Annotated in this window: 25 protein-coding genes; 11 read left to right on the top strand and 14 right to left on the bottom strand. The window is 72.1% G+C overall.

Annotated elements, in window-relative coordinates:
* Positions 1–19: 19 nt before the first annotated feature.
* Positions 20–169, bottom strand: a complete 150-nt coding sequence (locus HQQ79_RS01005; RefSeq protein WP_173032071.1) for a hypothetical protein — start codon at positions 167–169, stop codon at positions 20–22.
* On the opposite strand from HQQ79_RS01005, the gene HQQ79_RS01000 reads away from it, so the two are divergent.
* Positions 168–515 carry an aldehyde dehydrogenase gene (locus tag HQQ79_RS01000; protein ID WP_254066045.1) on the top strand — a complete coding sequence of 116 codons (348 nt, stop codon included), beginning with the start codon at positions 168–170 and terminating at the stop codon, positions 513–515. The genes HQQ79_RS01005 and HQQ79_RS01000 overlap by 2 nt on opposite strands.
* 15 nt (positions 516–530) lie before the next feature.
* Here the strand turns inward: HQQ79_RS01000 and HQQ79_RS00995 are convergent, their stop codons facing one another.
* The gene (locus HQQ79_RS00995; RefSeq protein WP_027464862.1) at positions 531–779 is read right to left on the bottom strand and encodes a hypothetical protein; all 249 of its coding nucleotides are present in this window, start codon (positions 777–779) and stop codon (positions 531–533) included.
* Between the two features lie 133 nt (positions 780–912).
* On the bottom strand, positions 913–1,749 hold the full coding sequence (locus tag HQQ79_RS00990) for an exodeoxyribonuclease III (RefSeq protein WP_173032208.1): 837 nt from the start codon (positions 1,747–1,749) through the stop codon (positions 913–915).
* A gap of 193 nt (positions 1,750–1,942) precedes the next feature.
* Between HQQ79_RS00990 and HQQ79_RS00985 the strand changes: the two genes are divergently transcribed.
* The 6 genes from HQQ79_RS00985 to HQQ79_RS00960 are packed head-to-tail and all read left to right on the top strand — an operon-like array spanning position 1,943 to position 5,045.
* A complete protein-coding gene (locus HQQ79_RS00985) occupies positions 1,943–2,437 on the top strand; it encodes an Asp23/Gls24 family envelope stress response protein (protein WP_110858766.1) in 495 nt (164 codons plus the stop codon).
* Positions 2,434–2,625: a DUF2273 domain-containing protein gene (locus HQQ79_RS00980; RefSeq protein ID WP_027464859.1), complete on the top strand. Its 192-nt coding sequence runs from the start codon at positions 2,434–2,436 to the stop codon at positions 2,623–2,625. Before HQQ79_RS00985 ends, HQQ79_RS00980 begins: the two co-directional genes overlap by 4 nt.
* Positions 2,622–2,993: a hypothetical protein gene (locus HQQ79_RS00975; RefSeq protein ID WP_027464858.1), complete on the top strand. Its 372-nt coding sequence runs from the start codon at positions 2,622–2,624 to the stop codon at positions 2,991–2,993. The genes HQQ79_RS00980 and HQQ79_RS00975 overlap by 4 nt, the downstream gene beginning before the upstream one ends.
* Positions 2,990–3,631 (top strand): hypothetical protein, encoded by a 642-nt coding sequence (locus HQQ79_RS00970; protein ID WP_173032207.1) that lies wholly within the window; start codon positions 2,990–2,992, stop codon positions 3,629–3,631. The genes HQQ79_RS00975 and HQQ79_RS00970 overlap by 4 nt, the downstream gene beginning before the upstream one ends.
* The gene (locus tag HQQ79_RS00965; protein WP_173032206.1) at positions 3,628–4,230 is read left to right on the top strand and encodes a hypothetical protein; all 603 of its coding nucleotides are present in this window, start codon (positions 3,628–3,630) and stop codon (positions 4,228–4,230) included. Before HQQ79_RS00970 ends, HQQ79_RS00965 begins: the two co-directional genes overlap by 4 nt.
* A gap of 11 nt (positions 4,231–4,241) precedes the next feature.
* Positions 4,242–5,045: a phosphotransferase gene (locus HQQ79_RS00960; protein WP_367948031.1), complete on the top strand. Its 804-nt coding sequence runs from the start codon at positions 4,242–4,244 to the stop codon at positions 5,043–5,045.
* Positions 5,046–5,073: 28 nt separating this feature from the next.
* Here the strand turns inward: HQQ79_RS00960 and HQQ79_RS00955 are convergent, their stop codons facing one another.
* The 6 genes from HQQ79_RS00955 to HQQ79_RS00930 all read right to left on the bottom strand — a co-directional run bounded on the left by HQQ79_RS00955 (position 5,074) and on the right by HQQ79_RS00930 (position 12,119).
* Positions 5,074–5,661 carry a hypothetical protein gene (locus HQQ79_RS00955; protein WP_173032205.1) on the bottom strand — a complete coding sequence of 196 codons (588 nt, stop codon included), beginning with the start codon at positions 5,659–5,661 and terminating at the stop codon, positions 5,074–5,076.
* A gap of 71 nt (positions 5,662–5,732) precedes the next feature.
* Positions 5,733–6,320 carry a hypothetical protein gene (locus HQQ79_RS00950; RefSeq protein WP_173032204.1) on the bottom strand — a complete coding sequence of 196 codons (588 nt, stop codon included), beginning with the start codon at positions 6,318–6,320 and terminating at the stop codon, positions 5,733–5,735.
* Between the two features lie 76 nt (positions 6,321–6,396).
* Complete coding sequence (locus HQQ79_RS00945) at positions 6,397–6,984, bottom strand: hypothetical protein (protein ID WP_173032203.1); 588 nt, start codon at positions 6,982–6,984, stop codon at positions 6,397–6,399.
* Between the two features lie 89 nt (positions 6,985–7,073).
* Positions 7,074–8,891, bottom strand: a complete 1,818-nt coding sequence (locus tag HQQ79_RS00940; protein WP_173032202.1) for an alpha/beta hydrolase — start codon at positions 8,889–8,891, stop codon at positions 7,074–7,076.
* Positions 8,892–9,030: 139 nt separating this feature from the next.
* Complete coding sequence (locus tag HQQ79_RS00935; RefSeq protein WP_173032201.1) at positions 9,031–10,377, bottom strand: M23 family metallopeptidase; 1,347 nt, start codon at positions 10,375–10,377, stop codon at positions 9,031–9,033.
* Between the two features lie 74 nt (positions 10,378–10,451).
* Positions 10,452–12,119, bottom strand: coding sequence for a hypothetical protein (locus HQQ79_RS00930; RefSeq protein WP_173032200.1), 1,668 nt, complete (start codon positions 12,117–12,119; stop codon positions 10,452–10,454).
* 96 nt (positions 12,120–12,215) lie between these two features.
* Here HQQ79_RS00930 and pyrE point away from each other — a divergent pair, with 96 nt between their 5' ends.
* Complete coding sequence (gene pyrE / locus HQQ79_RS00925; protein ID WP_027464850.1) at positions 12,216–12,767, top strand: orotate phosphoribosyltransferase; 552 nt, start codon at positions 12,216–12,218, stop codon at positions 12,765–12,767.
* On the top strand, positions 12,764–15,073 hold the full coding sequence (locus tag HQQ79_RS19065) for a septum formation family protein (protein WP_173032199.1): 2,310 nt from the start codon (positions 12,764–12,766) through the stop codon (positions 15,071–15,073). Before pyrE ends, HQQ79_RS19065 begins: the two co-directional genes overlap by 4 nt.
* Before the next feature lie 169 nt (positions 15,074–15,242).
* Here HQQ79_RS19065 and HQQ79_RS00915 read toward each other — a convergent pair whose 3' ends face one another.
* The gene (locus tag HQQ79_RS00915; RefSeq protein ID WP_173032198.1) at positions 15,243–16,196 is read right to left on the bottom strand and encodes an aldo/keto reductase; all 954 of its coding nucleotides are present in this window, start codon (positions 16,194–16,196) and stop codon (positions 15,243–15,245) included.
* 108 nt (positions 16,197–16,304) lie between these two features.
* On the opposite strand from HQQ79_RS00915, the gene HQQ79_RS00910 reads away from it, so the two are divergent.
* Entirely contained in the window at positions 16,305–16,949 is a 645-nt protein-coding gene (locus tag HQQ79_RS00910) for a HEAT repeat domain-containing protein (RefSeq protein ID WP_173032197.1), read from the top strand.
* Positions 16,950–17,613: 664 nt separating this feature from the next.
* On the opposite strand, the gene HQQ79_RS00905 is transcribed toward HQQ79_RS00910, so the two are convergent.
* A complete protein-coding gene (locus HQQ79_RS00905) occupies positions 17,614–18,303 on the bottom strand; it encodes a metal-dependent transcriptional regulator (protein ID WP_071246445.1) in 690 nt (229 codons plus the stop codon).
* A gap of 37 nt (positions 18,304–18,340) precedes the next feature.
* Here HQQ79_RS00905 and HQQ79_RS00900 point away from each other — a divergent pair, with 37 nt between their 5' ends.
* Complete coding sequence (locus HQQ79_RS00900; RefSeq protein ID WP_173032196.1) at positions 18,341–19,231, top strand: CPBP family intramembrane glutamic endopeptidase; 891 nt, start codon at positions 18,341–18,343, stop codon at positions 19,229–19,231.
* A 202-nt stretch (positions 19,232–19,433) separates the two neighbouring features.
* On the opposite strand, the gene HQQ79_RS00895 is transcribed toward HQQ79_RS00900, so the two are convergent.
* The 3 genes from HQQ79_RS00895 to HQQ79_RS00885 form a co-directional block, all read right to left on the bottom strand.
* Complete coding sequence (locus tag HQQ79_RS00895; RefSeq protein ID WP_173033049.1) at positions 19,434–21,365, bottom strand: phospholipase C; 1,932 nt, start codon at positions 21,363–21,365, stop codon at positions 19,434–19,436.
* 109 nt (positions 21,366–21,474) lie between these two features.
* Complete coding sequence (efeB, locus tag HQQ79_RS00890) at positions 21,475–22,923, bottom strand: iron uptake transporter deferrochelatase/peroxidase subunit (RefSeq protein WP_367948029.1); 1,449 nt, start codon at positions 22,921–22,923, stop codon at positions 21,475–21,477.
* Entirely contained in the window at positions 22,920–24,113 is a 1,194-nt protein-coding gene (locus HQQ79_RS00885; protein ID WP_173032195.1) for an EfeM/EfeO family lipoprotein, read from the bottom strand. Before HQQ79_RS00885 ends, efeB begins: the two co-directional genes overlap by 4 nt.
* Positions 24,114–24,161 lie beyond the last annotated feature (48 nt).

Here is a 24,161-nt window from a genome sequence, read left to right as displayed (position 1 = left end):
CCGACCCGACCCGTTCTGCTCACGAAGCGCGGACGGCACGCGCGTACCCTGGCGGGCACGCGGGGCGGACCGCCCCGTGACCGATGACCACGACGAGGAGACCGGCGATGGACACGATGGCGATGATGAAGAACATGTCGATGACGGACATGCCCATGGAGATGGACATGGACATGATGCAGGACACGATGATGGCGCTGAACGCCGCGTCGATGGCGGCGACGATGTGCTCCGCGGCCGACATGCGGATGGGCGGCGAGATGGCCACCTGCGCCGCGATGTGCTCGAACACCGCGATGCTCGCCGACACCGGCATGCGGATGATGATGCGTCCGATGGGGATGGACACCGCCGCGATGCAGGCGATGCTCATGGCCGTCGTCGCGATGGGCACCGCCTGTGCCGCCGAGTGCCGCCAGCACCAGGACATGGACGAGTCGTGCCGGTACTGCGCCATGGCCTGCGACGAGATGGTGTCGAAGTGCCAGGCGATGCTCGACTCGATGGCGGCCTGAACCGCTCCGCCTGCGCTACGCGACGCGTGCGGTGGTCTGTCGACCGCCGGCGCTGAGGATCTCTGCGACCGGGTGGTGGGCGACCGGCTCGCCGACCGACAGGACGCCGTCGGCGTCCGCCACCCGCAGCTGCGTGATGCTCCCGTCGAGGAACAGCACCACGGCGTCGGCTGCGCGGGTCTCGACGACGATGCCGTCGCGCCACGCACCGGGGGCCGCGGTCGCCATGAGGCGCTGGATGGGAAGGATCGTCGTGCGGGACATGGCTTCACCTGCTCTCGAAGGGGTTCGGTGCAGGAAACCTACGTCGGCGTGACGGACGGCTCAATCACGGCGGACGCCGGGCGTAACAGAGCCGGACGTGCGTCGTCGCTCCGGGCGTGTGACCGGACTCCGATCAGAAGATCATCGGGCGGTCGTCGTCGAGCGACGTGTCCAGGTCGAGGTCGACCACCACGGGCACGTGGTCGCTCGGGGCGTCGCCCTTGCGCTCGTTCCGGTGGATCGAGGCGTCGGTGACGACGTCCGCGAAGGCCTGCGAGCCGAGGACGAAGTCGATGCGCATGCCCTCGTTGCGCGGGAACCGCAGCTGCTTGTAGTCCCAGTAGGTGTAGCCGTCGGGCACGATCGGGCGGACGACGTCCTGCAGACCCCGCGCCTCGAACTCGCGGAACGCGGCCCGCTCGGGGTCGCTGACGTGGGTCGACCCCTCGAAGACCCGCACGTCCCAGACGTCCTGGTCGAGCGGTGCGACGTTCCAGTCGCCCATCAGTGCGAGCGGGGTCTCCGGCGACGCCTCGATCCACTCCGAGGTGCGGTCGGCCAGCTGGGCGAGCCAGTCGAGCTTGTACGTGTAGTGCGGGTCGCCGAGCTCGCGGCCGTTCGGCACGTAGAGGCTCCAGAGCCGCACACCGTCGACCGTGACGCCGATCGCGCGGGCCTCGACCGGCAGGTCCGGCCCCTCGTGGCCCTTCAGGAACCCGGGCTGGCCGGGGAAGTCGCGGGTGACGTCCTCCATCGGCAGCCGGCTGGCGAACGCGACGCCGTTCCACTGGTTCAGGCCGTGCGCCTCGACGTGGTACCCCGCGGCCTCGAACTGCTCGACCGGGAACTGCTCCGGCTTGCACTTGATCTCCTGCATGCCGAGGACGTCGACGTCCTCACGCACCAGCCAGTCGACGATCCGACCCACTCGGGTGCGGACGGAGTTCACGTTCCAGGTCGCGACGCGCATGGAACAAGAACCTACCGGTGCCGACTGACGACGAGGTCGGCGGGTGCGCTGCCTGTGCGGCGTGCGGCACTCGCGTCGGCGTACGGCGTACGGCGTGCGTCGCGTGTGAGGCGTGCGGCACGTGCGCCGCCTGTGCGGCGTACGGCACGATGGTGTTCGCTGGAAGCCAGCAATCGATCGCACGGAGGCAGCAATGGCATCGACGACGAACCGCGTCGACGGGACCACGACCGGGGCCACGCTCGGCACCGGGGCCGGGAGCACCCAGCCCGCCGGCACCACCACGACGCAGGTCACCGCCAAGGGCAGGACCATCATCGACGACACGGTCGTCGCGAAGGTCGCGGGCATCGCCGCCCGCGACGTCCCCGGTGTCTTCGCGCTCGGCGGCAACGCATCGCGGGCGTTCGGTGCCATCCGAGACGCCATCGGCTCGAGCGCGCTCGGCCAGGGCGTCCGCGTCGAGGTCGGTGAGACCCAGGTCGCGGTCGACCTGACCATCGTCGTCGACTACCCGACGCCGATGATGGAGGTCGCCTCCGCGGTCCGCGCCGCCGTGACGAACGCCGTCACCGAACTCGTCGGCCTCGAGGTCACCGAGGTCAACATCGCCATCAACGACGTGAACATCCCGGCGCTCAACGGCGTCGCGGACGAGCTCGACACCCGGGACGGTCGAGTCCGGTGAACGCCACCGTCGTCGGGATGGGCACGGGCGCCCTGCTCGCGATCGTCGCCGTGACGCTCGGGTTCTGGGCCTTCGTCGTCGTCGCCGTCTGCATGGCGGTCGGCGCTCTGGTCGCCCGCATCGTCACGGGCGACGTCGACTTCCGCCGCCTGCTCGACGTGCTGCGCGGACGCCGGAGCTCGTCGTGAGCGACGCCGCCGTCGCCACGACCGGCGACAGCGGCGTCCGGCTCCGCGGCTCCGACCGCATCGGCACGTCGGCGCTGGTGCACACCGCCCAAGCGGTCGCCGCCGAAGCACTGCGCGTCGCCTTCCGGGAGGTCCGTGCCCGGGTCGCCGACGATGGTCGCGGCGCCCTGGCGGTCGAGATCACCGCCCCGCTCGCCCTGCCGGTGCTGGGCTCGCACGCACTCCCCGACGAACCGGTCGTCGCCGCGGCGCACCGGGCTCGCGGCACGATCGCCGAGCGCTTCCGCACCATCACCGGCCGACAGGTCGCCCGCGTGACCGTGACCTTCGCCTCGTCGGTCGTGGACACCCCGCGGAGGGTCCGGTGACCGCCGCCCCCGCCGTCGGGAACACCGAGTCGGTCGTCCCCGCCGGCCCCTCGCAGGACGACCACCGCGCCACCTACCGTCGCCTGCTGCGCCGCGAGACCCACGTCTCCCGCTCCGCCCCAGTCGTCGTCGCGATGCTCATCGCCCTGGTGCTCGCCGCCGCCGCGGTCTTCGCCGGTGCGCTCGTCCTGCTCGACCAGAACGTCCTGGGTGTCGACCCCCGTGCCGTGGTCGACGCCGCGCTCGCGGCCCCGGACGGTCTCGAGACCACCGTCGTGATCGGCATCGGCGCCATCGTGGCTCTGATCGGGCTCGTCCTGCTGCTGCAGGGGATCCTGCCCCAGCGCCGTCCGCGGCACGTGATGTCGTCCGACCGGCTCGCGGTCGTCGTCGACGACGAGGTCCTGGCCTCCGCTGCGGCCCGCGCCGCCCGTTCCGCGACCCGTCTGGGCGCCGACGCCGCCGTGGGCACCGTCGGCCGCCGCACGGTCGACGTCGTGCTCCGGCCCGCAGCGGGGGTGGACGTCCCCGCGGTCGCCGCGACCGAGGCCGTCGAGCGGGAGTTCACCGCGATCGACGCGCAGCCGCCGCTGGCCGCGCGGGTCCGGGTGCAGCCGACCGGGCGGGTGGACGGATGAACGCCACGAACCGTGGGCTCGGCCGGACGGCTCTCGTCGTGCTCGGGCTCGTCCTGCTCGTCGCCGGGGTGGGAGCGATCCTGGTGCAGACCGCGCAGGGGCTGCCCCTCGTCGCATCGTGGTGGCGCACGGTCGGCGATGCCCTCGCCGGACTCGGCACCGGGGCATCGCGTGACGACTCGGTGTTCGCGTGGACCTGCGTGCTCGGCGGTGGCGTCGTCCTCGGCGTGCTCGCACTCGTGGTGCTGACGACGCTCGGCGGTGGCCGCGAGGGCACCGTCGTGGACAGCGACGGTTCGGCGGACGGCGTCGCCGGGGCGGTGCGCATCGAGTCCACGGCCGTGCAGCACGCGCTGTCGTCGGCCATCGGCGAGATGCCGCAGGTCGGTTCGCTCGCCGTCGACGTCTACCGGGTCCGCGGAGGCCGCGCGATCCGGGTGCGGGTCCGTCCGCGCCGGGGGGCCGCGCCGCGCGAGATCACCGAACGGGTCGAGGCCGTCGTCGCCGACCTCGACGCCCTGCTCGGCGAACGCCTGCCCGTGCTGCTCGAGATCGCCCGCGGTGGGTCGGGGTCCTCCCGCCCGGACCGCGTGCACTGAGCATCACCGTGGTGCGCTCGATCGGTGGACTGCCCCGGCCGGGCGAGACGGTCCCGGTGCCGCGCATCGTCACCGAGGTCGCGCGAGGGCGTGAGTTCGCGCTCGTCTGGCACAACCAGATCGGCGGGACGACGTTCCGCATCGGACCGGATGCGCAGGCCGAGGAGTTCGTGAAGGTCCTGCCGCACGCCTACGGTTCGTGGATCAGCGGCGAGGCCGCGCGGCTGACGTGGGCGTCCCGGTACGCCCGGGTGCCGGAGGTGCTCGACCACGGCACCGACGGCGACGGCGTCTGGCTGCACACCCGTGCCGTGCCCGGGTGGAGCGCCGTCGACCCGCGCTGGCACGACGAACCCCGGACCGCGGTGGTCGCGGTGGGCGAGGGGCTGCGCGCGCTGCACGACTCGTTGCCCGTCGACGACTGTCCGTTCACGTGGGCGACCGCGGACCGGCTCGATCGCGCGCGTTCGGCGGTCGTCGACGTCGACGCCGACGCCGGCCGCGGCCCGGGCGGTCTCGGTTCGGAGCCGCCTGCCGACCGCATCGTCGTCTGTCACGGTGACCCGTGCACGCCGAACACGTTGATCGGTGCAGATCGGCGGTGGAGCGGGCACGTCGACCTGGATGCGATGGGCGTCGCGGACCGCTGGGCCGACATCGCGGTGGCGACGATGGCGCTCGGCTGGAACTACGGACCCGGGTGGGAGCCGCTGTTCCACCGGGCGTACGGGCTGCCGGACGACCCGGAGCGCACCGCGTGGTACCGGGCGCTGTGGAACACCGACGTGGACGACGTGGGACCTGCGACGAGCTGAAGCGGAGCCGTCGTGGTGCTCGATCCGATCAGATCTTCGGTGGGTTGATGATCGGGTCGTCCCATTGAGGGAAGTCCGGGTAGATGCCGGGGAGAGACCGATGAGGGAAGTCGGCCTGGGAGCGTCCTGCCACCGCTCGCCGGAGCTTGTGTGCGTCGTTGGTCCAGAAGGGTTCGCTGTAGACCTCGAGCGTGTACCGGCCGTTCGTCTGCGCCGAGTAGATGATCTGCCAGCCGTCGCCGGTGGTGGCCCAGACCTCATGGTCGCCGGTGACCGTGCGTTGCTCGATGTCCCAGCCCTGCTCGGTGAAGTAGTCGATCATCGGTTGGAGGTCCCGCTGTTGGCCGGTGGTGCCAGGCGGGGACCAGAGCCGCCCGCTCCGCATGTCGTAGCTGTTCTTCGTGTCCGAACCCGGTAACGGGGCAACGCCGTCGCCGCCGATCTGTGGGATGTCGTCGCCACTGTCCCATTCCCATTCGCCGTCGTGGACCTGGAGTTGTGCGTCCCGCAGGAGTCGCTGCATGTGGTCGTAGTGGTCGCGGTACGCGTCGAACTCTTGGTGCAGGGACATCTCGGCGACCTCGTGCTGGGTCAGGCCTGCTGCGTCGGAAGGCATCCGGTCTCCCCCGACCGCGCATCCCGCCAGCAGTCCAAGGGCCAGAGCTGCCGTCGTGATGGTGCGGAGCATCAGATCTTGGGTGGGCTGACGATCGGAGATTCCCAGGACGGGAACGCGGGGTAGACGCCCGGGAGGGAGCGATCGGGGTAGGCCGCATCGTTTCGTCCTCCGACTGCCTCGGAGAGTGCATCTGCATCGTTGGTCCAGAAAGGTTCGCTGTAGATCTCGAGTGAGTACCTCCCGTTCGTCTGCGCTGTGTAGATGAGCTGCCAGCCGTCCCCGGTGAACCCCCAGACCTCGTGGTCGCCGGTGATGCGGCGTTGCTCGATGGCCCACCCCTGGTCCGTGAAGTAGTCGATCATCGGTTGCAGGTCGCGCTCCTGGCCGGTCGCGCCGGGCGGGGACCAGAGCCGTCCACTGCGCATGTCGTAACTGTTCTTCGTGTCGGACCCGGGCAGAGCTGCGACGCCGTCACCGCCGATCAATGGAACACGGTCGCCGCCACTCCACTCCCATTCGCCTTCGTGGACCTGGAGTTGCGCGGCTTCCAGGAGCCGCTGCATGTGTTCGTAGTGGTCGCGGTACGCGTCGTACTCCTGGTGGAGAGACATCTCCGCGACTTCGTCCTGGGTCTGGCCAGCTGCGTCGGTGGGCATCTCGGTTCCTCCTGCTGCGCACCCGGTCAGCAGTCCCAGGGTCAGGGCCGCAGTCGTGATGGCACGGAGCATCGGGTCAGATTTTCGGCGGGTTGATGATGGGGTCGTCCCATTGAGGGAAGTCCGGGTAGATGCCGGGGAGAGACCGATCAGGGAAGTCGGCCTGGGAGCGTCCTGCCACCGCTCGCCGGAGCTTGTGTGCGTCGTTGGTCCAGAAGGGTTCGCTGTAGACCTCGAGCGTGTACCGGCCGTTCGTCTGCGCCGAGTAGATGATCTGCCAGCCGTCGCCGGTGGTGGCCCAGACCTCGTGGTCGCCGGTGACCGTGCGTTGCTCGATGTCCCAGCCCTGCTCGGTGAAGTAGTCGATCATCGGTTGGAGGTCCCGCTGTTGGCCGGTGGTGCCAGGCGGGGACCAGAGCCGCCCGCTCCGCATGTCGTAGCTGTTCTTCGTGTCCGAACCCGGTAACGGGGCAACGCCGTCGCCGCCGATCTGTGGGATGTCGTCGCCACTGTCCCATTCCCATTCGCCGTCGTGGACCTGGAGTTGTGCGTCCCGCAGGAGTTGCTGCATGTGTTCGTAGTGGTAGCGGTAGGCGTCGAACTCTTGGTGCAGGGACATCTCGGCGACCTCGTGCTGGGTGAGGCCGGCTGCGTCGGTGGGCATCTGGGTTCCTCCTGCCGCGCATCCCGAAAGCAGCCCCAGCGTCAGGGCCGCAGTCGTGATGGCACGGAGTATCGGTCGCATGGTCTTCATCATGGCTTCCCCGTCGCGATGATCCTCGCGATGGTCTGTTGTGCGGTGGCATCGCGGGACAGGTATCCGACGCCGCTGTCCGGGAACATGTCGTGCCCGGTGACGGCCCTGCCGCCTGCAGAATCCTCAGCGCCGAACGTGTCGACGTCCGGAAGGTCGCGTGGATCGGTGCGTCCGATCCGGCCGAGGATCGCTGTGTGGTCAGCGGACCCCTCAGTCGCGTACACATGGTCCACGTTGAGGTGCTCGGGAGTCGTGGTGTCGGTGAACCCGACGGAGCCGTACGTGACGAGCGAGTCGACCCGGTACCGAGTCTGCGCGAGCGCTTCGGCCGCGGTGGTGGACCCGTAGGAGTGCCCGAGGACGGTCAGCGACCGCGGCGCGCTGCCCCGGCTGTCGTGGATGCCGTCGAGGAACGAGGCGAGGTTCGCCCCGCCAGCGGTCGCACGCGCCTGGCTGGGGACCTCGACGGCACCCGGTGCGCGGTACCCGATCCAGGACACGATCGCGAAGGAATCTTCGCCGGTTCCCTTTCTGCCCGCGGCGGTCAGGAGGCTGTTGGCGGCCCGGACCTTTTCGTCCATGCTCTCGACGCCAGTTGTCGCGCCGGGGACGTTGACCGTCACGTTCGACGCGGTGTCCAGGTCGCCGAGGACGACTGCGGCGACGAGCGCGCCGTCCGACACGCCGAAACCCACGAGCTGCGCCACGGCCTTCGACGGGCTCTGGATTCTGCGCGCGAGGTCGTCGGCGTCACGGAGGCCGTCTCGAAGCGCCATCACCTGCTTCCGGAACTCGTCCAGGCTCACCGCACCGTAGGTGTACGGCAGCCCCATCAGCCGGTACAGCCGCTCCGGGTCTCGTACCGCGGCCGAGAGGACGGCCCTGGACGCGACGTCGCGCTGCGCTGCCGGAACCCCGTCGAGTCCTGCGAACTGCAGCTGCGTGGCCAGGGGCAACGCCCGGACGTCGGCGTCGGTGAAGCCGAGCGCGGCCCAGGCCGCTGCGACCTCAGCCGGGGTCAGGGACGGATCGAGCAGCCGCTGCAGCCCGGGTGGCAGTCTGGAGGTACCGGCGACGTCGAGCGCAGCGTTCGCGAGGGAACCGCCGCCAGCGGCGCTGAACGCGCTCGCGATCCGATCGATCCACGACGCGTCGTCGGCGTTCTCGGCAAGGTAGTCGGCGAAACCACCTGACAATGACGCCCCGTCGACCGGGACCCAGCTGCAACGGTTGCGGAACACAGTCCACGCGTTGCGCACACGCACGAGATCTTGCTCCGTCGAGGAGTCCTGCACCCGGGCCACCGCAGCGAACTTCCGCAGCCGAGCGGGATCTGCCCCGCTCCTTCCTTCGGACCGGCCACCGGTGCGCTGCCGGGAGCGCGCGCTGAACACCGCGGACACCGGAGAAGGTCGCTGCGGCCTGCCCGATGGTTCAGGGTCGAACACCGAGCTGCTCCAGTCGAGCACGGGTTGCAGCGGGAGCCCGCCACCGGCGCGCACCAGGTCACGGTCGGCTTCGCGCTGCCGCCACGCGGCGACGTCCGCCAACCGCTCGCGTTCGGTGTCCGCCTGCCGCTGCGCGGTCCGAACCTGTTCGACCAGGGAATCGAGCGCCGTCGCCAACCGGGTTCGGTCTCGTGACTCCGTCACCCGAGCGGCCTCGAACAGCCGCGAGTAGGCGCCGTCGAAGTCGTGCAGTGCGGCCTCGGCGTTGTTCCGTCGTTGTTGGGCGCTGGCACGCAGCGAGAGCGCCACCTCGGCTGCGCAGTCGGCCAACCGCGACGCGGCTGCGTCGTCGAACTCGATCCCCATCGTCCCCCCACCATCCGAACTGGTCGATGGGGGAAACGTAGCATTTCAGCGGTGCAGTACGAAATGACAACGATGCGCTTGTGGGAAACAACAAACCGCCGCCCACTGCGAGTGGACGGCGGTCTGGTGAGTGGGCTGGCTAGAAGGCAACTCCGCGTGCACCCATGAAGGGCACCGGGTCGGTGGTGGCGCCGTTGATGTGCACCTCGACGTGGCTGTGGCAGCCGGTCGACGCCCCGGTGGAGCCGACGAGCGCGATGAGCTGTCCCGCCGCGACTCGCTGGCCCTGGGTGACCCGGAAGCCACCGTTGACGATGTGCCCGTAGGCGGTCTGCACGCCGTTGCCGTGGCTGATCCGGACGTAGTTGCCGTACCCGCCGTACCAGCCGACGTAGTCGACGGTGCCGGCCGAGGCCGCGACGATGGGCGTGGAGCAGCCGCTCGCCAGGTCGGTGCCCTCGTGCATGGTGACGACGCCGGTGATCGGGTGCACGCGGTACCCGTAGGGGCTGATGACGTAGCCGCTGGCCGGGCGGACCCAGCCGGTCCCGGAGCCCGCGCCGACGGAACCGCCGCCGCCCGAGCCGCTGCTCCCGGTCGAGCCGCCACCCGACGACGAGCCCCCGCCGGAGTTCGCGGCTGCCGCGGCTGCCGCCGCCGCTGCGGCCGCGCGCTGTGCCGCTTCGCGCGCAGCCTTCTCCTCCGCCGCCTTGCGGATGCGCTCACCCTTGGCGAACTCGGCTTCGGTCCGGACGCGGCCGGAGGTCAGGGTTGCGAGCTGGGCGTCGAGTCGGGCCTTGTTGGACTGCTGCTCGTCGTAGGCGGCCTGCACGGCGTCGGATGCCGCCTGGGCTTCCTGCATACGGTCTTCGGCCTCGGCAGCGAGGTCGCCCAGCGCTTCGGCGGCACGGTCGGCCTGCGCCTCGAGCGAGCTGGCGACGGCGGCGTCGGCGCTCGCGGCGGCCTGGACACGCTCGGCCTGCTCGGAGAGCTTGCTCAGCGCACCGAGGTTGTACAGCAGATCACTGGCGTCTTCGCCCTGGGTGATCACCGAGGTGGTGACGTCGGCACCCCCGGAGCGGGACATCTGCGCGGCGAACTGCCCGGCCTGCGCGGCGCTCTGGTCGGCGACCTTCGCGTGCTCCTTCGCGTCGGCGCGGAGCTGCTGTTCCTTCTCGGCCGCGGTCTGGGCCTTGCGCTGCGCCTTGTAGAACACGTCACCGAGCTTCTTGGCCTTGGCCTCGGCCGCGTCGACCTTGGCGTTCAGTTCGCTGATGATGCCCCGGATCTCGGTGATCTGCCCCTGCTTCGCGGATTCCTTGCCGCGGGCGGACTCCACTTCGTCCCACGTGGGGTAGGTCACCGCCTGGGCGGCCGGAGCGTCGGCGATGACCGTGCCGACGAGGCCCGCGAGCGCCAGGCCGGTGACGGCGAGGCGCAGGCGCACGGGGACACGGTGGGCGCGGGGGCTGGTGGGGCGAGACATCGAGCACGAGCCTATACATCCGTACAGCGAGCATCGGACGGCAACGCGCCGCTGTGGACAACTTCAGCAGTGCATCAGAAGCCGCGGTCGCGTCGGATGACGTCGGCGCTCCCGACGACGTCGCGCCGCAGGATGGCCTGCCCCGCGGTGCCGGCGTAGTCGTAGACGTCGAACCCGGTGCAGTGGGTGATCGTCGCCGGGGGTCCGAGCGAGTCCTCGACCGCGGTGGTCCAGAGGTCGTGCGAACCGACCACCACGAAGCTCGGGTCGGCGTCACGGTAGGCCCCGAGGTCGACGAGCCAGGGGTACGTCTCGAAGGTGTCCCGGACCTGCAGCAGCCCGACGTTCCTCGACGCGTAGGTGGCGAGGGGCCGGACGGTCCAGAACTGCCCGACGCCGGTGACCTGGCGTCCGTCGGCCCAGCGGTCCAGGCACGCCGCCGCCGGGTACCGCGCGGTCGCCACGGCGTGGGCGGTACCGGGGGCCACGGCGATCCCGGTCGCGAGCACGGCGGCCATCGCGACCGCCACCCCGGCGCGGACCCCGCGGCGCGGGCGGTGCACGCGGGTGCGGCGGACCGCGGTGCGGGTGAGCTCGGCCACGGCGACGAGCGCGAGCAGCGGTGCGGTCACGATCGGCTGCAGGTAGCGCGGGGTCTCGGACCCGGCGACGACGACCCCGACGGACACGGCGACGACGGTCACCAGGGGCAGCAGGGTCGCGACCAGCACGGTGCGTGCGGTGCGGACCCGCCAGGCCCAGACCGTGCCGCCGACGGTGACGAGCACCCCGGCGAACAGCAGCAGGAGCCCGAGATCGTCCGGTGCCGTGCCCGCCCGGTCGTCGGTCAGCGCCGCGAAGAACCGCAGGGTCTCCCCGGCCCGCGACGGCTGCACGTACGTCGCCGGGTCGAGGGAGACGAACGGCCGCAGCGGGATCCGCACCAGGTACCCGACGACCGATCCCACCGTGACGGCACCGGCGAGCAGCGCGGCCGGACGCCACGGCACCCGCCGCGCCAGCACGAGGAGCCCGAGGGTGACGACGACGGGGGCGGCGGACCACGGCACGTACAGCGGGTTCGACGCGGTCGTGCACGCGGCGACGAGTCCGAGCACCACGAGCAGGGGCACCGACGCCCGGCCGAGGCGCACCGCCCGCAGCACGAGCACCGCGGTGCCGAGCATCGCCAGCACAGCACCGTAGTAGTAGGTCGTGGTGAGCAGCAGGGACGCCAGCTCGAGCGAGGTTGCCGTCGCCGACGACTCGGTCAGCACCAGCAGCGTGACCAGACCGAGCGCCCCGGCCGACACCGCGATCCGGGCGGGGCGCCCGGCTGACGGCATCAGCTCGTTCGCGGCGGCCCGCACCAGGGCGTAGACGGCGAGGAGCACGAGTACCCCGTTCACCGCCAGGGCCTGCTGCGGCGTGGCGGTCACGAGCGAGCAGAACAGGTACACGGGCAGCTCGGGGAAGAAGAACAGCGCGGGCGACATGGCCCACTCGAACGGCTGGCCGGCCTGCAGCGAGCGCTGGACGAGCGGCAGCAGCACCGAGTCGCCGTCGTACCAGAGCAACGCGACCCGCTCCGTCGCGATGACGTGGCGCAGGGCGATGACGGCCAGGGCCAGCGCGACCAGGCCGCCCAGGGCCTCCCGTCCGATCGTGACGGCCACCTCGCCGGGCCGCCGGTCGCCGGACGGAGCCGGCTCCACGGCGGGGCGGCGCGGTGCTCGGGACATGCCCCGGAGCGTACCGAGGCCGCCTCGGTGCCAGCACCCCGCGGCCCACAGGCTGGGGGAGCGCGTTGCGGGTCCGACCGACTACCCTTGTGCGCTGTGACCGACGCGCGCGAACAGTTGATCCAGTACATCTCCTCCGAAGCGGTGTTCCACGGCGACTTCACCCTGACCAGCGGGAAGAAGGCGACGTACTACATCGACCTGCGGAAGGTCAGCCTGGACCACCGCGTCGCGCCGCTGATCGGGCAGGTCATGACCGAGCTCGTGCAGCAGGTGCCGGACGTCTCCGCCGTCGGCGGCCTCACCATGGGCGCCGACCCCATCGCCAGCGCCGTCCTGCACCAGGCCGCCGCCCAGGGCCTGACCTACGACGCCTTCGTCGTCCGCAAGGAGCCGAAGGACCACGGCCGCGGTAAGCAGGTCGAGGGGCCGGACCTCAAGGGCAAGCGCGTCGTCGTGCTCGAGGACACCTCCACCACCGGCGGCTCGCCGCTCAAGGCGGCCGAGGCGCTCGAGCGCGAGGGCGCGATCGTCGCCGCCGTCGCGGTCGTCGTCGACCGGGACACCGGTGCCAAGGAGACGATCGAGGCGGCCGGCTACCCGTACTTCGCGGCCATCGGGTTGGCTGATCTGGGGCTGACCGCGTGACCGAGGAGCGTCCGGACGACGCACGCGAACCCGACGGCACCGCCGGCCCGGCAGACGGGGACGACGGCCTGGAGGCTCGGCGTGCGTCCGGCTCGGACGCTCCGTTCCACGGTCTCCGCAGTGCTGCGGACATCTTCGGTGCTCCGCGCGGCGAGGAGGACTGGCCGTCGCGACGGGAGCGCCGCGAGGCGGAGCGCACCGCCCGCGAGACGGGCGCGCCGCTGCCGGAGCCCTTCGTGGCCGAGGGCGAGGCGGAGCCTGCTGAGGCCGAGGCCGAGGCCGAGGCTGGGGCTGCGGCAGCTGCTCCTGCGGCGCCTGAGCCTGCTGCTCCGGCGCTCGACGACGGCGCGACCCAGGCCATCTCGATGCCGCCAGAGTTGCTCGCACCCTCCGAGAACCCCGACGCCGTCGTCGAGCACGAACGCTCCACACTGCACGACCGGATCCCCGCCGCCGCCGACGCCCCGCCGGAATCCGCCGCGCCGCACCCGTCGTCGATCGTGCTGCCGACCGCGCAGACCCACCGGGACGAACGTGCCGCCGCGTCGAAGGCCATCGAGGACGAGCGTCGCCGCGTCGACCCGTTCGGTGAGGGCCGCGCCGACGTCGACTGGCTCGGCCGCGCGACCGGGAACCACCCGGAGCCCGTGCCGCCCGCTGCTCCCGCTGCACCGCAGCCCCTCGGCGTCGAGAACGTGCTGCCCCCGACCGAGGAACCACCGACCTTCACCGACCTGCTGCGCATCACCAGCACCGGGCCGGTCCCCACGCAGACCGGCGCGCACGACCGGCCGTTCGACTGGGCGATCGGTGACGACGAGCCCGGCGAGGTCCCGGCGACGCTGACCACCGACTCGTTCGACACCACGGCGCTGTCCGCCGGGTCCTGGTCGCTCGCCGACGAGTCCGAGGACGAGGACGAGGTCGTCGCCGGCGAGGTCGACACCCCGACCTCCGGGCTGCCGCAGGCACCGCGGGCCTACCCGGTGCCGCCGGCGGTCCCCGTGCCGCCGGTGGTGCCCCCGGCGGTCCCGGCCGCGCCCGTGTCGGACACGGCTGCTCCGGCTGCCGTGCCGGATGCCGATGCCGCTGCCGCTGGTGCTCCGTCGGAGGCGACCGAGGCAGTGGACGCACCCCGTCGGTCCGCCGGAGACGACGTGCCGGACGCGACCGAGGGCCTCCAGGCCGACGCCCCGACCACCGCGATGCCGGCGGCCGGGACCCCCTGGTGGTCCGAGCCCGACGCGACCGTTCCGCCGACCGCGGCACCGCCCCTCGTCGAACCCACCGGTGCACAGGAGTACCCGGCGCACCTGCCGCCGTCGGTGGGGCAGGACCTCGACGCCGTTCTGGGACTGCGTGGGAACGACACCGGTTCGCAGCCGGAGTCCCTGCCCGCCGCGGCGCCGGACGACCTGGACCAGTCCGAGTGGGACGGCCGCGAGACCAGCGACACGAGCGCCATCAAGGACCTCTTCGGCACCGAGGCGGTCGGGCAGCTCGGTGGCACCGGCTACGACCCCGAGGACACCGGGACGCGGATGATGCCGGCGGCTGCCGTGCCTGCTGCTGCCGCCGCTCCTGCTGCACCGGCGCCCGCTGCTGCCGGACGGCCTGCCGGCGGTCCGGACCGGCCGTCCGGTGAACGCGACAACTTCATCAACGAGGGCTTCGCGCGGCTGCGGAACGAGGGCAAGCGCGGCAAGCAGCTGCTGATCTACGGGTCGATCGCGCTGATCCTCGTGCTCATCGTGCTGGTGTTCCTGCTGTCGAAGTGGATCCTCGGCAACAACATCGCCGACCAGGCCGTGCCGACGAAGTCGCCGGCGGCCGCTTCGGCGCCGGCGACACCGAGTGCTGCGCCGTCAGCGTCGGCCTCGCAGTCGAGCGAGGCCGCCGCGCCCGCCGCCACGCTGCAGTTCGCCACGACGCCGGCGTTGCCCGGCGAGCACCCGTGGACCGACCTGGCCGGCGGGGAGTGCCTGTCGCCGTTCACGAACGCGTGGTCGCAGACCTTCACGGTGGTGGACTGCGCGACGCCGCACATCGGGCAGCTGACCGCACGACTCCCGGTCCAGGGCGACACCTACCCGGGTACCGAGGCCCTCGCGACCCAGGCGGCCGACCAGTGCCAGTCCGACGCGGCGCTGAACGCCTCGGCCGCCACTGCCGTGGGCGACGTGCAGGTGCAGGGTTCCTACGCGCCGGACCAGGCGACGTGGGACCAGGGTGACCGGTTCATCTCGTGCTTCGTGACGCGCTCGTCGGGGCAGCCGCTGACCGGGTCGTTGGCGCCGGGGGCGTAGGCGCGGGTCGATCGTCGGCGCGGGCGGTCGGTCGGGCGGCGGGGGTCCGACGCGGAACGACGATGTCGACGTCGTACGACAGCGACATCGTCGTTTCGCGTTCGCGTCCGCGTCCGTGTCCGCCTGCGTCCGCCCGCGACCGCCGGCGTCGCTCGACAGTGCGCGGGTGTCAGGCGCTCGCGGGCACCTTCGCCGACACGTCGGACAGCGTCTGCAGCTCGCTGGTGCTGAGCTCGAGCTCCGCCGAGGCCAGCAACGCCGGCAGCTGCTCGGTGTTCCGGGCGCTCGCGATCGGCGCGACGACGTCGGGCTGCGCCTGCAACCAGGCGAGTGCGACGGTGGCGATCTCGGAGCCGTGCGCGTCGGCGATCGAGGACAGCGCGTCCACGACGGCGAGCCCCTCGTCGGTGAAGTACCCGGACACCTGGCCCTCGCGGTCCTTGCCGGCGAAGTCCTCCTTCGAGCGGTACTTGCCGGTCAGGAACCCCGCGGCGAGCGAGAAGTACGGCACGACGCCGAGTCCGTGCTCGTGCGCGAGCGGCGCGATCTCCGCCTCGTACGGCTGGCGGGTGACCAGGTTGTAGTGCGGCTGGATGGCGACGGGCTGGGCAAGGCCGTTCTCCGTCGCGATGCGGATCCACTCCGCGGCGCGGTCCCTCGAGTAGTTCGAGATCGCGGTGTAGCGGACCAGGCCGTCCTGCACGAGCTGGTCGAAGGCGCGGACGGTCTCCTCGAGCGGGGTCGACTGGTCGTCGAAGTGGGCGTAGTACAGGTCGATCCGGTCGGTGCCGAGGCGCTCGAGGCTGGCGCGGGCGGCGGCGGCGACGGTGTCCGCGGCGAGGCCCTGGAAATCCGGGTGCTGCGAGCCCTTCGTCGCGATGACGACGTCGTCCCGCTTGCCCGAGGCACGGAGCCACGAACCGATGACCCGCTCGGACTCACCGCCCGAGTTGCCCGGCGCCCAGGCCGAGTAGACGTCCGCGGTGTCGATGAAGTCGCCACCGGCCGCGGTGTAGGCGTCGAGGACCTGGTGCGAGGTCGACTCGTCCGCCGTCCAGCCGAAGACGTTGCCGCCGAGGGCGAGGGGGAACACGTGCAGGTCACTGGTACCGATGCGGGGCATGCGGAGGTCCTTTCGTGGTCGGAGGTGCGGTGGGAGCGGACCGCACGTCTCCCGACGCTATGCCCCGATGCTTGACACGGCCCCGGCGTGAGGGGCTTCGATGGAGGGATGACCACGCTCACCGATGCCCTCGCCGACCCGCGATCCTCTGCCCGGCTGCAGGCCGTGATGGCTGCGGGGACCACTCCGGACCCCGCGGACCTCGAGGTGCTCGTCGCGCAGTGCGCCGTCGAGCCGGACTTCTTCGTCCGCGACATGCTGACGTGGGCACTCACCCGGCACCCTGCCGACGACGTCGTGGCCCGCGTGCTGCCCGAGCTCGAGCGTTCCGAGCCGCAGGCCCGCAGCCAGGCGCTCCACACGCTGTCGAAGATCGGTGACCCGGACGCGTGGCCGGCGGTGCGACCGCTGCTCGGGGACCACGACGACGAGGTGCTCCGCGCGGCCTGGCGGACGGCCGTCGCACTGGTGCCGGACGAGGAGCGGGCGTCGCTCGCGCGGACCCTCGCGGTGCAGCACGGCATCGGCGACCGCGGGCGTCGGCTCAGCCTGTCGCGTGCCCTGGTGGGACTCGGCGAGGACGCCGTCGGACCCGTCCTCGCCTCGGCCGCCGAGCGGGGGACCGACGCCGTTCGGGAGCACGTGCGCGAGACCGAACGACTGCTGCACGACCCGGACGCCGCATCTGCGCTCGCCCTCGAACGCGCCCGGCGCGAGGTCGCCCTCGGCCGGACGCGCTCCGTCAAGGGCTAGGGCCGTCGGGCGCGCCCGGCCGGGAGCGCCGGGTGGTCACGAAGCGTCGCCGTCACGGTCGTGGTGTGGCCGTGGGGCGGCCGTGTCGCGCGGTCACGACACCCCGTGGGTGGGGTGCCGGGTGGTCGCTAACCGTCGGCTGCGGGGCTCACGGCCGACAGAGCGTGACCAGTCGACGGACGTGAGCGGGGTGTCGTGACCGGTGGGGCGCCGGACGGGAGGCGCGTGGCGGCGGGGCACCGGGCCTCCCGTCCGACGCCACGCGCGTTCGCGGGCCGCGGTGCGGTCACGACACCCCGTGCGCTGGGCGCCGAGTGGTCGCGAACCGTCGCCTGCGGGGCTCCCGGGCGACAGAGCGTGACCGCTCAGCGGACCTGAGCGGGGTGTTTTGACCGGTGGGGCGCCGGACGGGAGGCGCGTGGCGGCGGGGCGCCGGGCCTCCCGTCCGACGCCACGCGCGTTCGCGGGCCGCGGTGCGGTCACGACACCCCGTGGGTGGGGTGCCGGGTGGTCGCGAACCGTCGGCTGCGGGGCTCCCGGGCGACAGAACGTGACCAGTCGACGGACGTGAGCGGGGTGTCTCGACCAGCCGACCGACCGACCGACCGACCGACCGACCGACCAGCCGGCCAGTCGACCGACCGGCCAGCAACGCGCAGCGGGGTCAGTCGCCGTCGGGCGCGAGCCAGATGGACGACGCCGCCGCGGCAGGCAGGTCGACCAGGGACTCCGAGCCGTCGGTCGCCCGCCGCGACACCGCGATGACGCCGGCGTAGTCACGCACCCGCTCGACCCGCAGGTGCGTGCCCAGCCCCACCCCGAGCTCGTCGAAGTACCGCAGCAGCGAGGGGTCGTCGTCCGAGACACGGTCGACGGTTCCGCACGCTCCCGGCTCGATCGCGCCGAGGAGGGTGCCGGGGGAGTCCGGCACGATGCCGTCCGCACCGGGGATCGGGTCGCCGTGGGGGTCGTGCGTCGGGTGGCCGAGGTCGGCGTCGACCCGGTCGAGGAACCGCTCCGACACGGCGTGCTCCAGGGCCTCGGCCTCGGTGTGGACCTCGTCCCACGAGTAACCGAGCCGCTCCACCAGGAACGTCTCGATCAGCCGGTGCCGCCGGACCATCGCCACCGCGACCTGCTGCCCGAGCGGGGTGAGCACGACGCCGTAGTACGGGGTGTGCTCGATCAGGCCGTCGCGGTCGAGCTTCTTGAGGTTGCCCGACACCGTCGACGCCGACACCTTCAGCGACGCCGCGATGTCGCGCGTCGCCAAGCCGGGTCCGCCGCGCTCGCTGGCCTTCCAGATGAGCTTGACGTAGTCCTCTGCCATGGTGGACAGGGAGGGCAGGCGCATACCGCCAATCGTACGTCCCGCCTGGTACAACCAGCAGATGACCACCACCGCCCCCGTCCGAGCCCCTCGCCGTCGCTGGCCGGTGCCCCCGTCGCTGCTGCTCGGGCTCGCGCCGATCGTGGTGTTCGCAGCGATCAGCGCCTGGCGGTCACGGCCGAGCGACGACTACGCGACCCTCGGGCAGACGGTCGACAGCGTCGTGCACGCCCTCGTCATCCCCGAGGGCATCGCCGTCGCGGCACTCGCCCTGTTCGTCACGGCGCTCGGCTGGTGGCGCATCGCCACGGTCGACCCGGTCCGGACGCGACTCCGGTGGACGATGGTGGCGCCGATCCTCGTGCTCGTGGTGTGCCTCGTCCGGCTGCCCCTGATCGACTGGACCGCGCTGCCCGCGCACTACTTCCTGCTGCTCGCCGTCGGGGTGCTGTTCGTCGGGGTGTTCGAGGAGCTCATGGCCCGCGGCACCCTGCTCGTGGGGCTGCGGCGGCGCCTGCCGGAGACGGGGGTGTGGGCACTGTCCTGCGCGCTGTTCGGGCTGCTGCACCTGCTCAACGCGCTTGCCGGTGCCGGCATCGGGCCGACGCTGGTCCAGGTCGTGTTCGCGGCGTCGTTCGGGTCGACGCTGTACGTCGCGCGACGGCTGACCGGGTCGCTGCTCGCCCCGGTGCTGCTGCACGCCTTCTGGGACTTCGGGTCGATCGGGTTCACGGCGACCACGGACCCGGGCGACTTCGGGAAGCTGACCCTGCTCGGCCTGATCGGGCTGTTCTCGTTCGGGGTGCTCGCGTTCGGCATCGTGGCCGGCGGGATCATCGCCTGGTACGACGACCGGCCCCGTCGGCTCGCGACGCGGTGGCGGACGGTGCCGCCGATGGCGGCGGTCGTGGTGCCGGGAGGCGAGCCGCGCCTCCAGGTCGACGTGGTCTGAGGGAACGGATCCGACGCGCGGCGCGACGACGGACGCGGCGACGACGGATGCGGCGCCGACGGGCGCTGGGCGACTGCGCGTGGACGCGACGGTGCCCCGGAGCGCAGGACGCTCCGGGGCACCGTTCGGTTCCGTGTCGGTCGGTCCGACGCTCTGTGTCGGTCGGTCCGACGCTCTGTGTTGGTCGGCCCGACGCTCCGTGTCAGTCGGCCCGACGGCGGAGCTGTCGACGACGGATGACGACCAGTGCGACGCCGGCCATCAGGAACACGATCGCGGCGATCGTGACCCCGGTGAGCTGCACGCCGGTGAAGGCCAGGCGCTTCGCGGACGGATCGGCCGCGGACGGGTCGGCGGCAACGGTCTGCCCCGCGCCCGCGCCCGCGCCCGCGCCCGCGCCCGCGGCTCCGGCCGAGGCGCTCGAGGCCGGCGCCGCCCCGCCACCCGTGCCGCTGCCGGTACCCGCACCCGAACCCGTTCCGGCCCCGCGCCCGGATCCCGCGCTCGAGCCCGTCCCGCCGCCGGTCCCCGCGTGCGGCTTCGGGGTCGGCTTCGGGGTGACGGCCGTCGACACGATCCGCGAGACCGCACCCGTCGTCGTGTTCAGCAGCACCTCGCGGTGCTGCGGGTGCGTGAAGTCGAACATGCCGCGGAGGGACCCCGCCCGAGCGTCGAACGACTGGTCACCGACCCGCCCGGTCGACCAGTTGTCCTCGATGAACTTCGTGGTCGAGGTCTGCTCGATGGCGGTGTGGTCGACGTGGTTCTGCTTGGCGAACGGCGAGATGACCAGGTACGGCAGCCGCTGCGAGGGGCCGCACCGGTCGAGGTACCCGCCGGCGACACCGACCTTGGTCGCGGCCGAGGTGCAGACCGTGGTGTCGTTCGAGGAGTCCGTCGAGCCGTTCAGGATGGTGGGCGCGACGTGGTCGTACCAGCCGTCCGAGTCGTCGTAGTTGATGATGATGGCCGTGCTCGACCACTCCGGCGACTGCTCGATCTCGTTGATCTTCGACGTCAGGAACTTCTGCTCGTCGAGCGGGTCGGAGTAGGCGGCGTGCCCGTCCTGGGCTTCGGGGGCCTTGAGGAACGACACGGCGGGCATCCGGTGCTCGGCGAGGGCCGTGTCGAACGAGGACAGGTCGTACTGGTGGTTCGCCCGGTCGGTGGAGCCGATCATGCGGTCGCTCGTCGGCGCGAGGTGGTGCGGGTTCGACGTCGATGCGTAGTACGCGAACGGGTTGTGGTGCGGCGAGTAGTCGTTGCTGACCGACCCGCCCACGTTCGTCGTGGTGGCGTCGCACTTGGCGAGGGTGCCGGTGCCCGCGTACGCCGTCGTCGGGGCGAAGCCACCCTGGAACCAGCCCCAGGTGACCCCCTTCGCGTTGAGCAGGTCGCCGATGTTCTTGCCCGACATCGTCACCAGGTTCGACGTCGACGTGCGGTCCTTGTCGGAGCAGTCGTCGTAGGCGGGGTCCGGGTCGGCCGTGACGGTGCCCTGGCCCGCGGCGTCCTTCGCGACGACGGAGGTCGAGGTCGGCACCGTGGCGCCGGTGACCGAGTCCACGCCCGTGCCGCCGTGGGTGTTGCCGCTGATCAGGTTGAGCGCTCCGGGGGTGGAGGGGCCGAAGCCGGTGTCCCAGGCGTTGTCGCTCATCGCGTAGTTCTGGGCGTAGTTCCACAGCCCGGTGGTCGTGTTGCCGTCGTAGTAGTCCATCGTCAGGCCCGGCGATCCGTACAGCCCCGTGCAGGTGTCCACCGAGGTGCTCTCGACGAACTTGTCCATGGCGCCACCGGCGACGGCCTTCTGCTCGGGAAGGTAGTTGTGGTTCTGGTCACAGGTGAGCGCCTGAGCGGGCGTCAACCGTGACGGTGCGTAGGCGTTCGGGTTCTTCGTGAGGGTGCCGGAGGACGCGAGCGTGTTCACCGTCGGCGTGCCACGCACCGCGGTGAAACGGGTGCCGTCGGTGTTCGCGGCCTTCGGGTAGGTGCCGAAGTAGTGGTCGAACGAGACGTTCTCGTCGTACATCACGACGACGTGCTTGACGGGGGTGGTGGTCCGCAGGGAGTTGTCCGCGGCTGACGCCGACTGCGGGATGGCGATGGCCGTCCCCGCGACGGCCGCCAGGGCCATGATGGCGAGCGCGCCCTGTTGGATGCGTCGTTCGGAAGGTCGGAACACGAGGAACCTCTCACTGGTCGGGACGGTGGGGATGGGGAAGCAGTGGGGTCGGCGGGCCCGGTCAGGTGCGTGCGAACAGTCGACGGCCCAGCCAGTCGTCCGCGTGGCGGACCCCGGGCAGGGCGAAGAAGTAGCCGCCACCGACCGGCGACACGTAGTCGACGAGGGGCTCGTCGACCAGGCGCTTCTGCACGGCGACGAACTGCCGTTCCAGGTCGGCCTGGAAACAGGCGAACAACAGGCCCATGTCGAGGTCGCCGTTCTTGTCGGTGCCGTTGTCGTAGTTGTACGGGCGTCGGAGTATCTGCTGCGCACGGGCCTCGGCCGTGCGCGGGTTCGCCAACCGGATGTGCGCGTCCATCTGGATCACGTCGCCGGTCGGGTCGTCCTGGTAGCGCGGATCGTCGAACTCGCCGCTGCGGGTGAGCGGGGCACCGGAGTCGCGATGGCGGCCGATCATGTTCTCCTGCTCGTGCAGCGAGACGCGGTCCCAGAACTCGACGAACATCCGGATGGTCCGCACGACGTGGTAGCTGCCCCCGGTGACCCAGTCGGGTTCGCCGTCCTGTCCGCCGCGGGTCCAGACCAGGTCGTCCATCACGCTTCGGTCCGCGGTGGAGGGGTTGCCCGTGCCGTCCTTGAACCCGAGCAGGTTGCGCGGGGTGCCGGAGGGGCGCGGGGGCGAGGCGAAACCGTCCTGCCGCCAGCGCACCTGCATGCCGCCGCGGGTGGCCCGGGCGATGTCGCGGACGGCGTGCAGGACGGTGTCGGTGTTGTGCGCGCACACCTGGAGCAGCAGGTCGCCGTCCGAGATCGACCGGTCGAGGTCGTCGTTCGGGAAGTCCTCCATCGTCCGCAACCGCGCCGGGCGCTGCCCCGCCAGACCGTACCGGTGGTCGAAGAGCGAGGCGCCCACGCTCGCAGTCACGGTGAGCCCGTCGGCCGCGACCTCCGGTCCGAGCACGCCGGAGTCGGCCGGCGGCGCGGTGATCCCGACGTCGGCGGGCGTGCCGCCGCGGGTGAGGAAACGGGCCCGCTCGGTGATCGTCCGGAGCAGGTCGGCCAGGTCCCCGCGGCTGTCCGCGGTCACGTCGAACGCCAGGAACGCCGACTGTCGCTGCGCCGGTGTGGTGATCCCGGCCTGGTGGGCGCCGTGGAACGCGTACGAGGCCGCGTCGGCACCGCCGGTGGTCGCGGCTGCTGCCTGGAGGCCCGTCCCGCCCCCGGCGGTCAGGCTCGCTGCCGCCGCAGCGGCTCCGGCACCGGCCCCGACCGCGCTGGTCAGGAACGCGCGACGGCCGAGCCCGCGGGCTCCCGTGGTCGACGGTTCCCGGTCGTCCGGACCACCGGCTGGGCACGCGCTGCCGTCGGCGGACAGCCCGAGGCTGGCGTGCGCCTCGGCCATCCGTCGGTACGTCGCCGCGTCCATCCCGCGTGGGTGCTGCCGGCGCCGGGGGTCCTGCTGGATCTGGGGGCCCCGCGGGCCCTGGTGCTGCGGTCGTTCGGTCACGAGGTCCTCCTCGGGTCGCAGATGGCGGCGACGGGCGCGAGCCGCTCGAGTGCGGCGTCGAGGTCGGCGTCGAGGTGCTCGCGGTCGGTGCGGCCGAGACCGTCGAGGGTGTCCCAGCTGCCGTCGGTCCGTCGGTGCCGTCCGACGTCGGCACGGAGGGTCGCCAGCGCACGATCGGTGGCCGGCAACCCCGGGTAGCGGCTCCGCAGGATCGGCCGGAGCGGCTCGAGCGCGTGTTCCGTCCCGCTGATGTTCGCGTCGATCGTGGCCAGAGCCGTGTGGCTGCCGGCGTCGGTGGCCCCGGTCGCCTCGAAGCGCAGCGCGTTCTCGAGGATCTCGTGCGCGCGCAGGCCGACGTCGAGCGGGTCGACCCGCTGGGTGGGGAACGTCCGGCGCAGGTGCGCGACCGCGGCGACCAGGGCGTCGGCCGGCGCGACGGCACGGCTGCTGGGGCCGCCCGACCACAGCAGCGCCTCGACACGGTGGAACCCGGCCAGGTGCGGGTCGTCGAGCGCGGTCCGTCCGGCTGCGGGGACGCCGTCGATCGCGGTGTCGTCGTCGCCGAACGCCCCGTAGGCGGCTCCGAGCTGCTCGTACTCGCGGTGACCGACCAGCCAGTCCCGCTGCGCCGCCCGGACGTCGCCTGCACGGACGTCGGCGTCGAGCGCACGTACGTCGTCGAGCAGCGCCGGCAGGCGGCTCTCGATCCAGGTGCCGTAGGACTTCGCAGCGGGGATCAGGTCGTCGCGGGTGACCGGGACGATCCCCGGGGTCTCGTCGCTGACGTGGGCGGCACCGCGCAGGTGGACGACCGGTCCGGTGCTCGGGTTCGCGTCGGCGGGCAGGCAGCGGAACCGGTATCTGCCGCGCGGGAGTCGGACGCCGTAGTCGTGCGTCGCGCCCGCCCCCAGCCCCTCCGCGTCGAGGTAGACCGCACCGCTCGTGGGGTCGACCAGCTGCACCTCGATCCCGGCGACGGACGTGTTGTGGATCCGGAACGTCTGCGGGCCGGCGAGGGCGCGGTCCGGACTCGCCGGCCACCCCGCACCGCAGGCGTCGGTGCCGGCCTGCACGGAGGCCGCCGCCGTGTGCGGCGCCGACGAGGGGACCAGGTGCGGCGCGACGATCGCGGTCCCCACGAGCGCTCCGAGCGCGCCGACGACCACTGCCGTCGTGGCACGAACCGACATCGGCACCGATGACCCCATTCTGTAGCGATTCACAGAAAACCCTGATCA

The sequence above is a fragment of the Curtobacterium sp. VKM Ac-2852 genome (genome assembly GCF_013205045.1).
Lineage (GTDB): Bacteria > Actinomycetota > Actinomycetes > Actinomycetales > Microbacteriaceae > Curtobacterium > Curtobacterium flaccumfaciens.
Note: the sequence above shows the minus strand (reverse complement) of the source record. Positions and strands in the feature narration are given on the sequence as shown.

Bases quoted from the DNA above. Each gene is read 5' to 3' on its own strand.
- HQQ79_RS00955 (WP_173032205.1), bottom strand. From the start codon at position 5,661: ATGCCTTCCGACGCAGCAGGCCTGACCCAGCACGAGGTCGCCGAGATG.
- HQQ79_RS01000 (WP_254066045.1), top strand. From the start codon at position 168: ATGGACATGATGCAGGACACGATGATGGCGCTGAACGCCGCGTCGATG.
- HQQ79_RS00990 (WP_173032208.1), bottom strand. From the start codon at position 1,749: ATGCGCGTCGCGACCTGGAACGTGAACTCCGTCCGCACCCGAGTGGGT.
- HQQ79_RS00940 (WP_173032202.1), bottom strand. From the start codon at position 8,891: ATGGGGATCGAGTTCGACGACGCAGCCGCGTCGCGGTTGGCCGACTGC.
- HQQ79_RS00885 (WP_173032195.1), bottom strand. From the start codon at position 24,113: ATGTCGGTTCGTGCCACGACGGCAGTGGTCGTCGGCGCGCTCGGAGCG.
- HQQ79_RS00985 (WP_110858766.1), top strand. From the start codon at position 1,943: ATGGCATCGACGACGAACCGCGTCGACGGGACCACGACCGGGGCCACG.
- HQQ79_RS00995 (WP_027464862.1), bottom strand. From the start codon at position 779: ATGTCCCGCACGACGATCCTTCCCATCCAGCGCCTCATGGCGACCGCG.
- HQQ79_RS00945 (WP_173032203.1), bottom strand. From the start codon at position 6,984: ATGCCCACCGACGCAGCCGGCCTCACCCAGCACGAGGTCGCCGAGATG.
- HQQ79_RS00895 (WP_173033049.1), bottom strand. From the start codon at position 21,365: ATGGCCCTGGCGGCCGTCGCGGGGACGGCCATCGCCATCCCGCAGTCG.
- HQQ79_RS00965 (WP_173032206.1), top strand. From the start codon at position 3,628: ATGAACGCCACGAACCGTGGGCTCGGCCGGACGGCTCTCGTCGTGCTC.
- HQQ79_RS00930 (WP_173032200.1), bottom strand. From the start codon at position 12,119: ATGTCCCGAGCACCGCGCCGCCCCGCCGTGGAGCCGGCTCCGTCCGGC.
- HQQ79_RS00910 (WP_173032197.1), top strand. From the start codon at position 16,305: ATGACCACGCTCACCGATGCCCTCGCCGACCCGCGATCCTCTGCCCGG.
- HQQ79_RS00915 (WP_173032198.1), bottom strand. From the start codon at position 16,196: ATGCCCCGCATCGGTACCAGTGACCTGCACGTGTTCCCCCTCGCCCTC.
- HQQ79_RS00950 (WP_173032204.1), bottom strand. From the start codon at position 6,320: ATGCCCACCGACGCAGCTGGCCAGACCCAGGACGAAGTCGCGGAGATG.
- HQQ79_RS00905 (WP_071246445.1), bottom strand. From the start codon at position 18,303: ATGCGCCTGCCCTCCCTGTCCACCATGGCAGAGGACTACGTCAAGCTC.
- HQQ79_RS00900 (WP_173032196.1), top strand. From the start codon at position 18,341: ATGACCACCACCGCCCCCGTCCGAGCCCCTCGCCGTCGCTGGCCGGTG.
- HQQ79_RS01005 (WP_173032071.1), bottom strand. From the start codon at position 169: ATGTCCATCTCCATGGGCATGTCCGTCATCGACATGTTCTTCATCATC.
- HQQ79_RS00935 (WP_173032201.1), bottom strand. From the start codon at position 10,377: ATGTCTCGCCCCACCAGCCCCCGCGCCCACCGTGTCCCCGTGCGCCTG.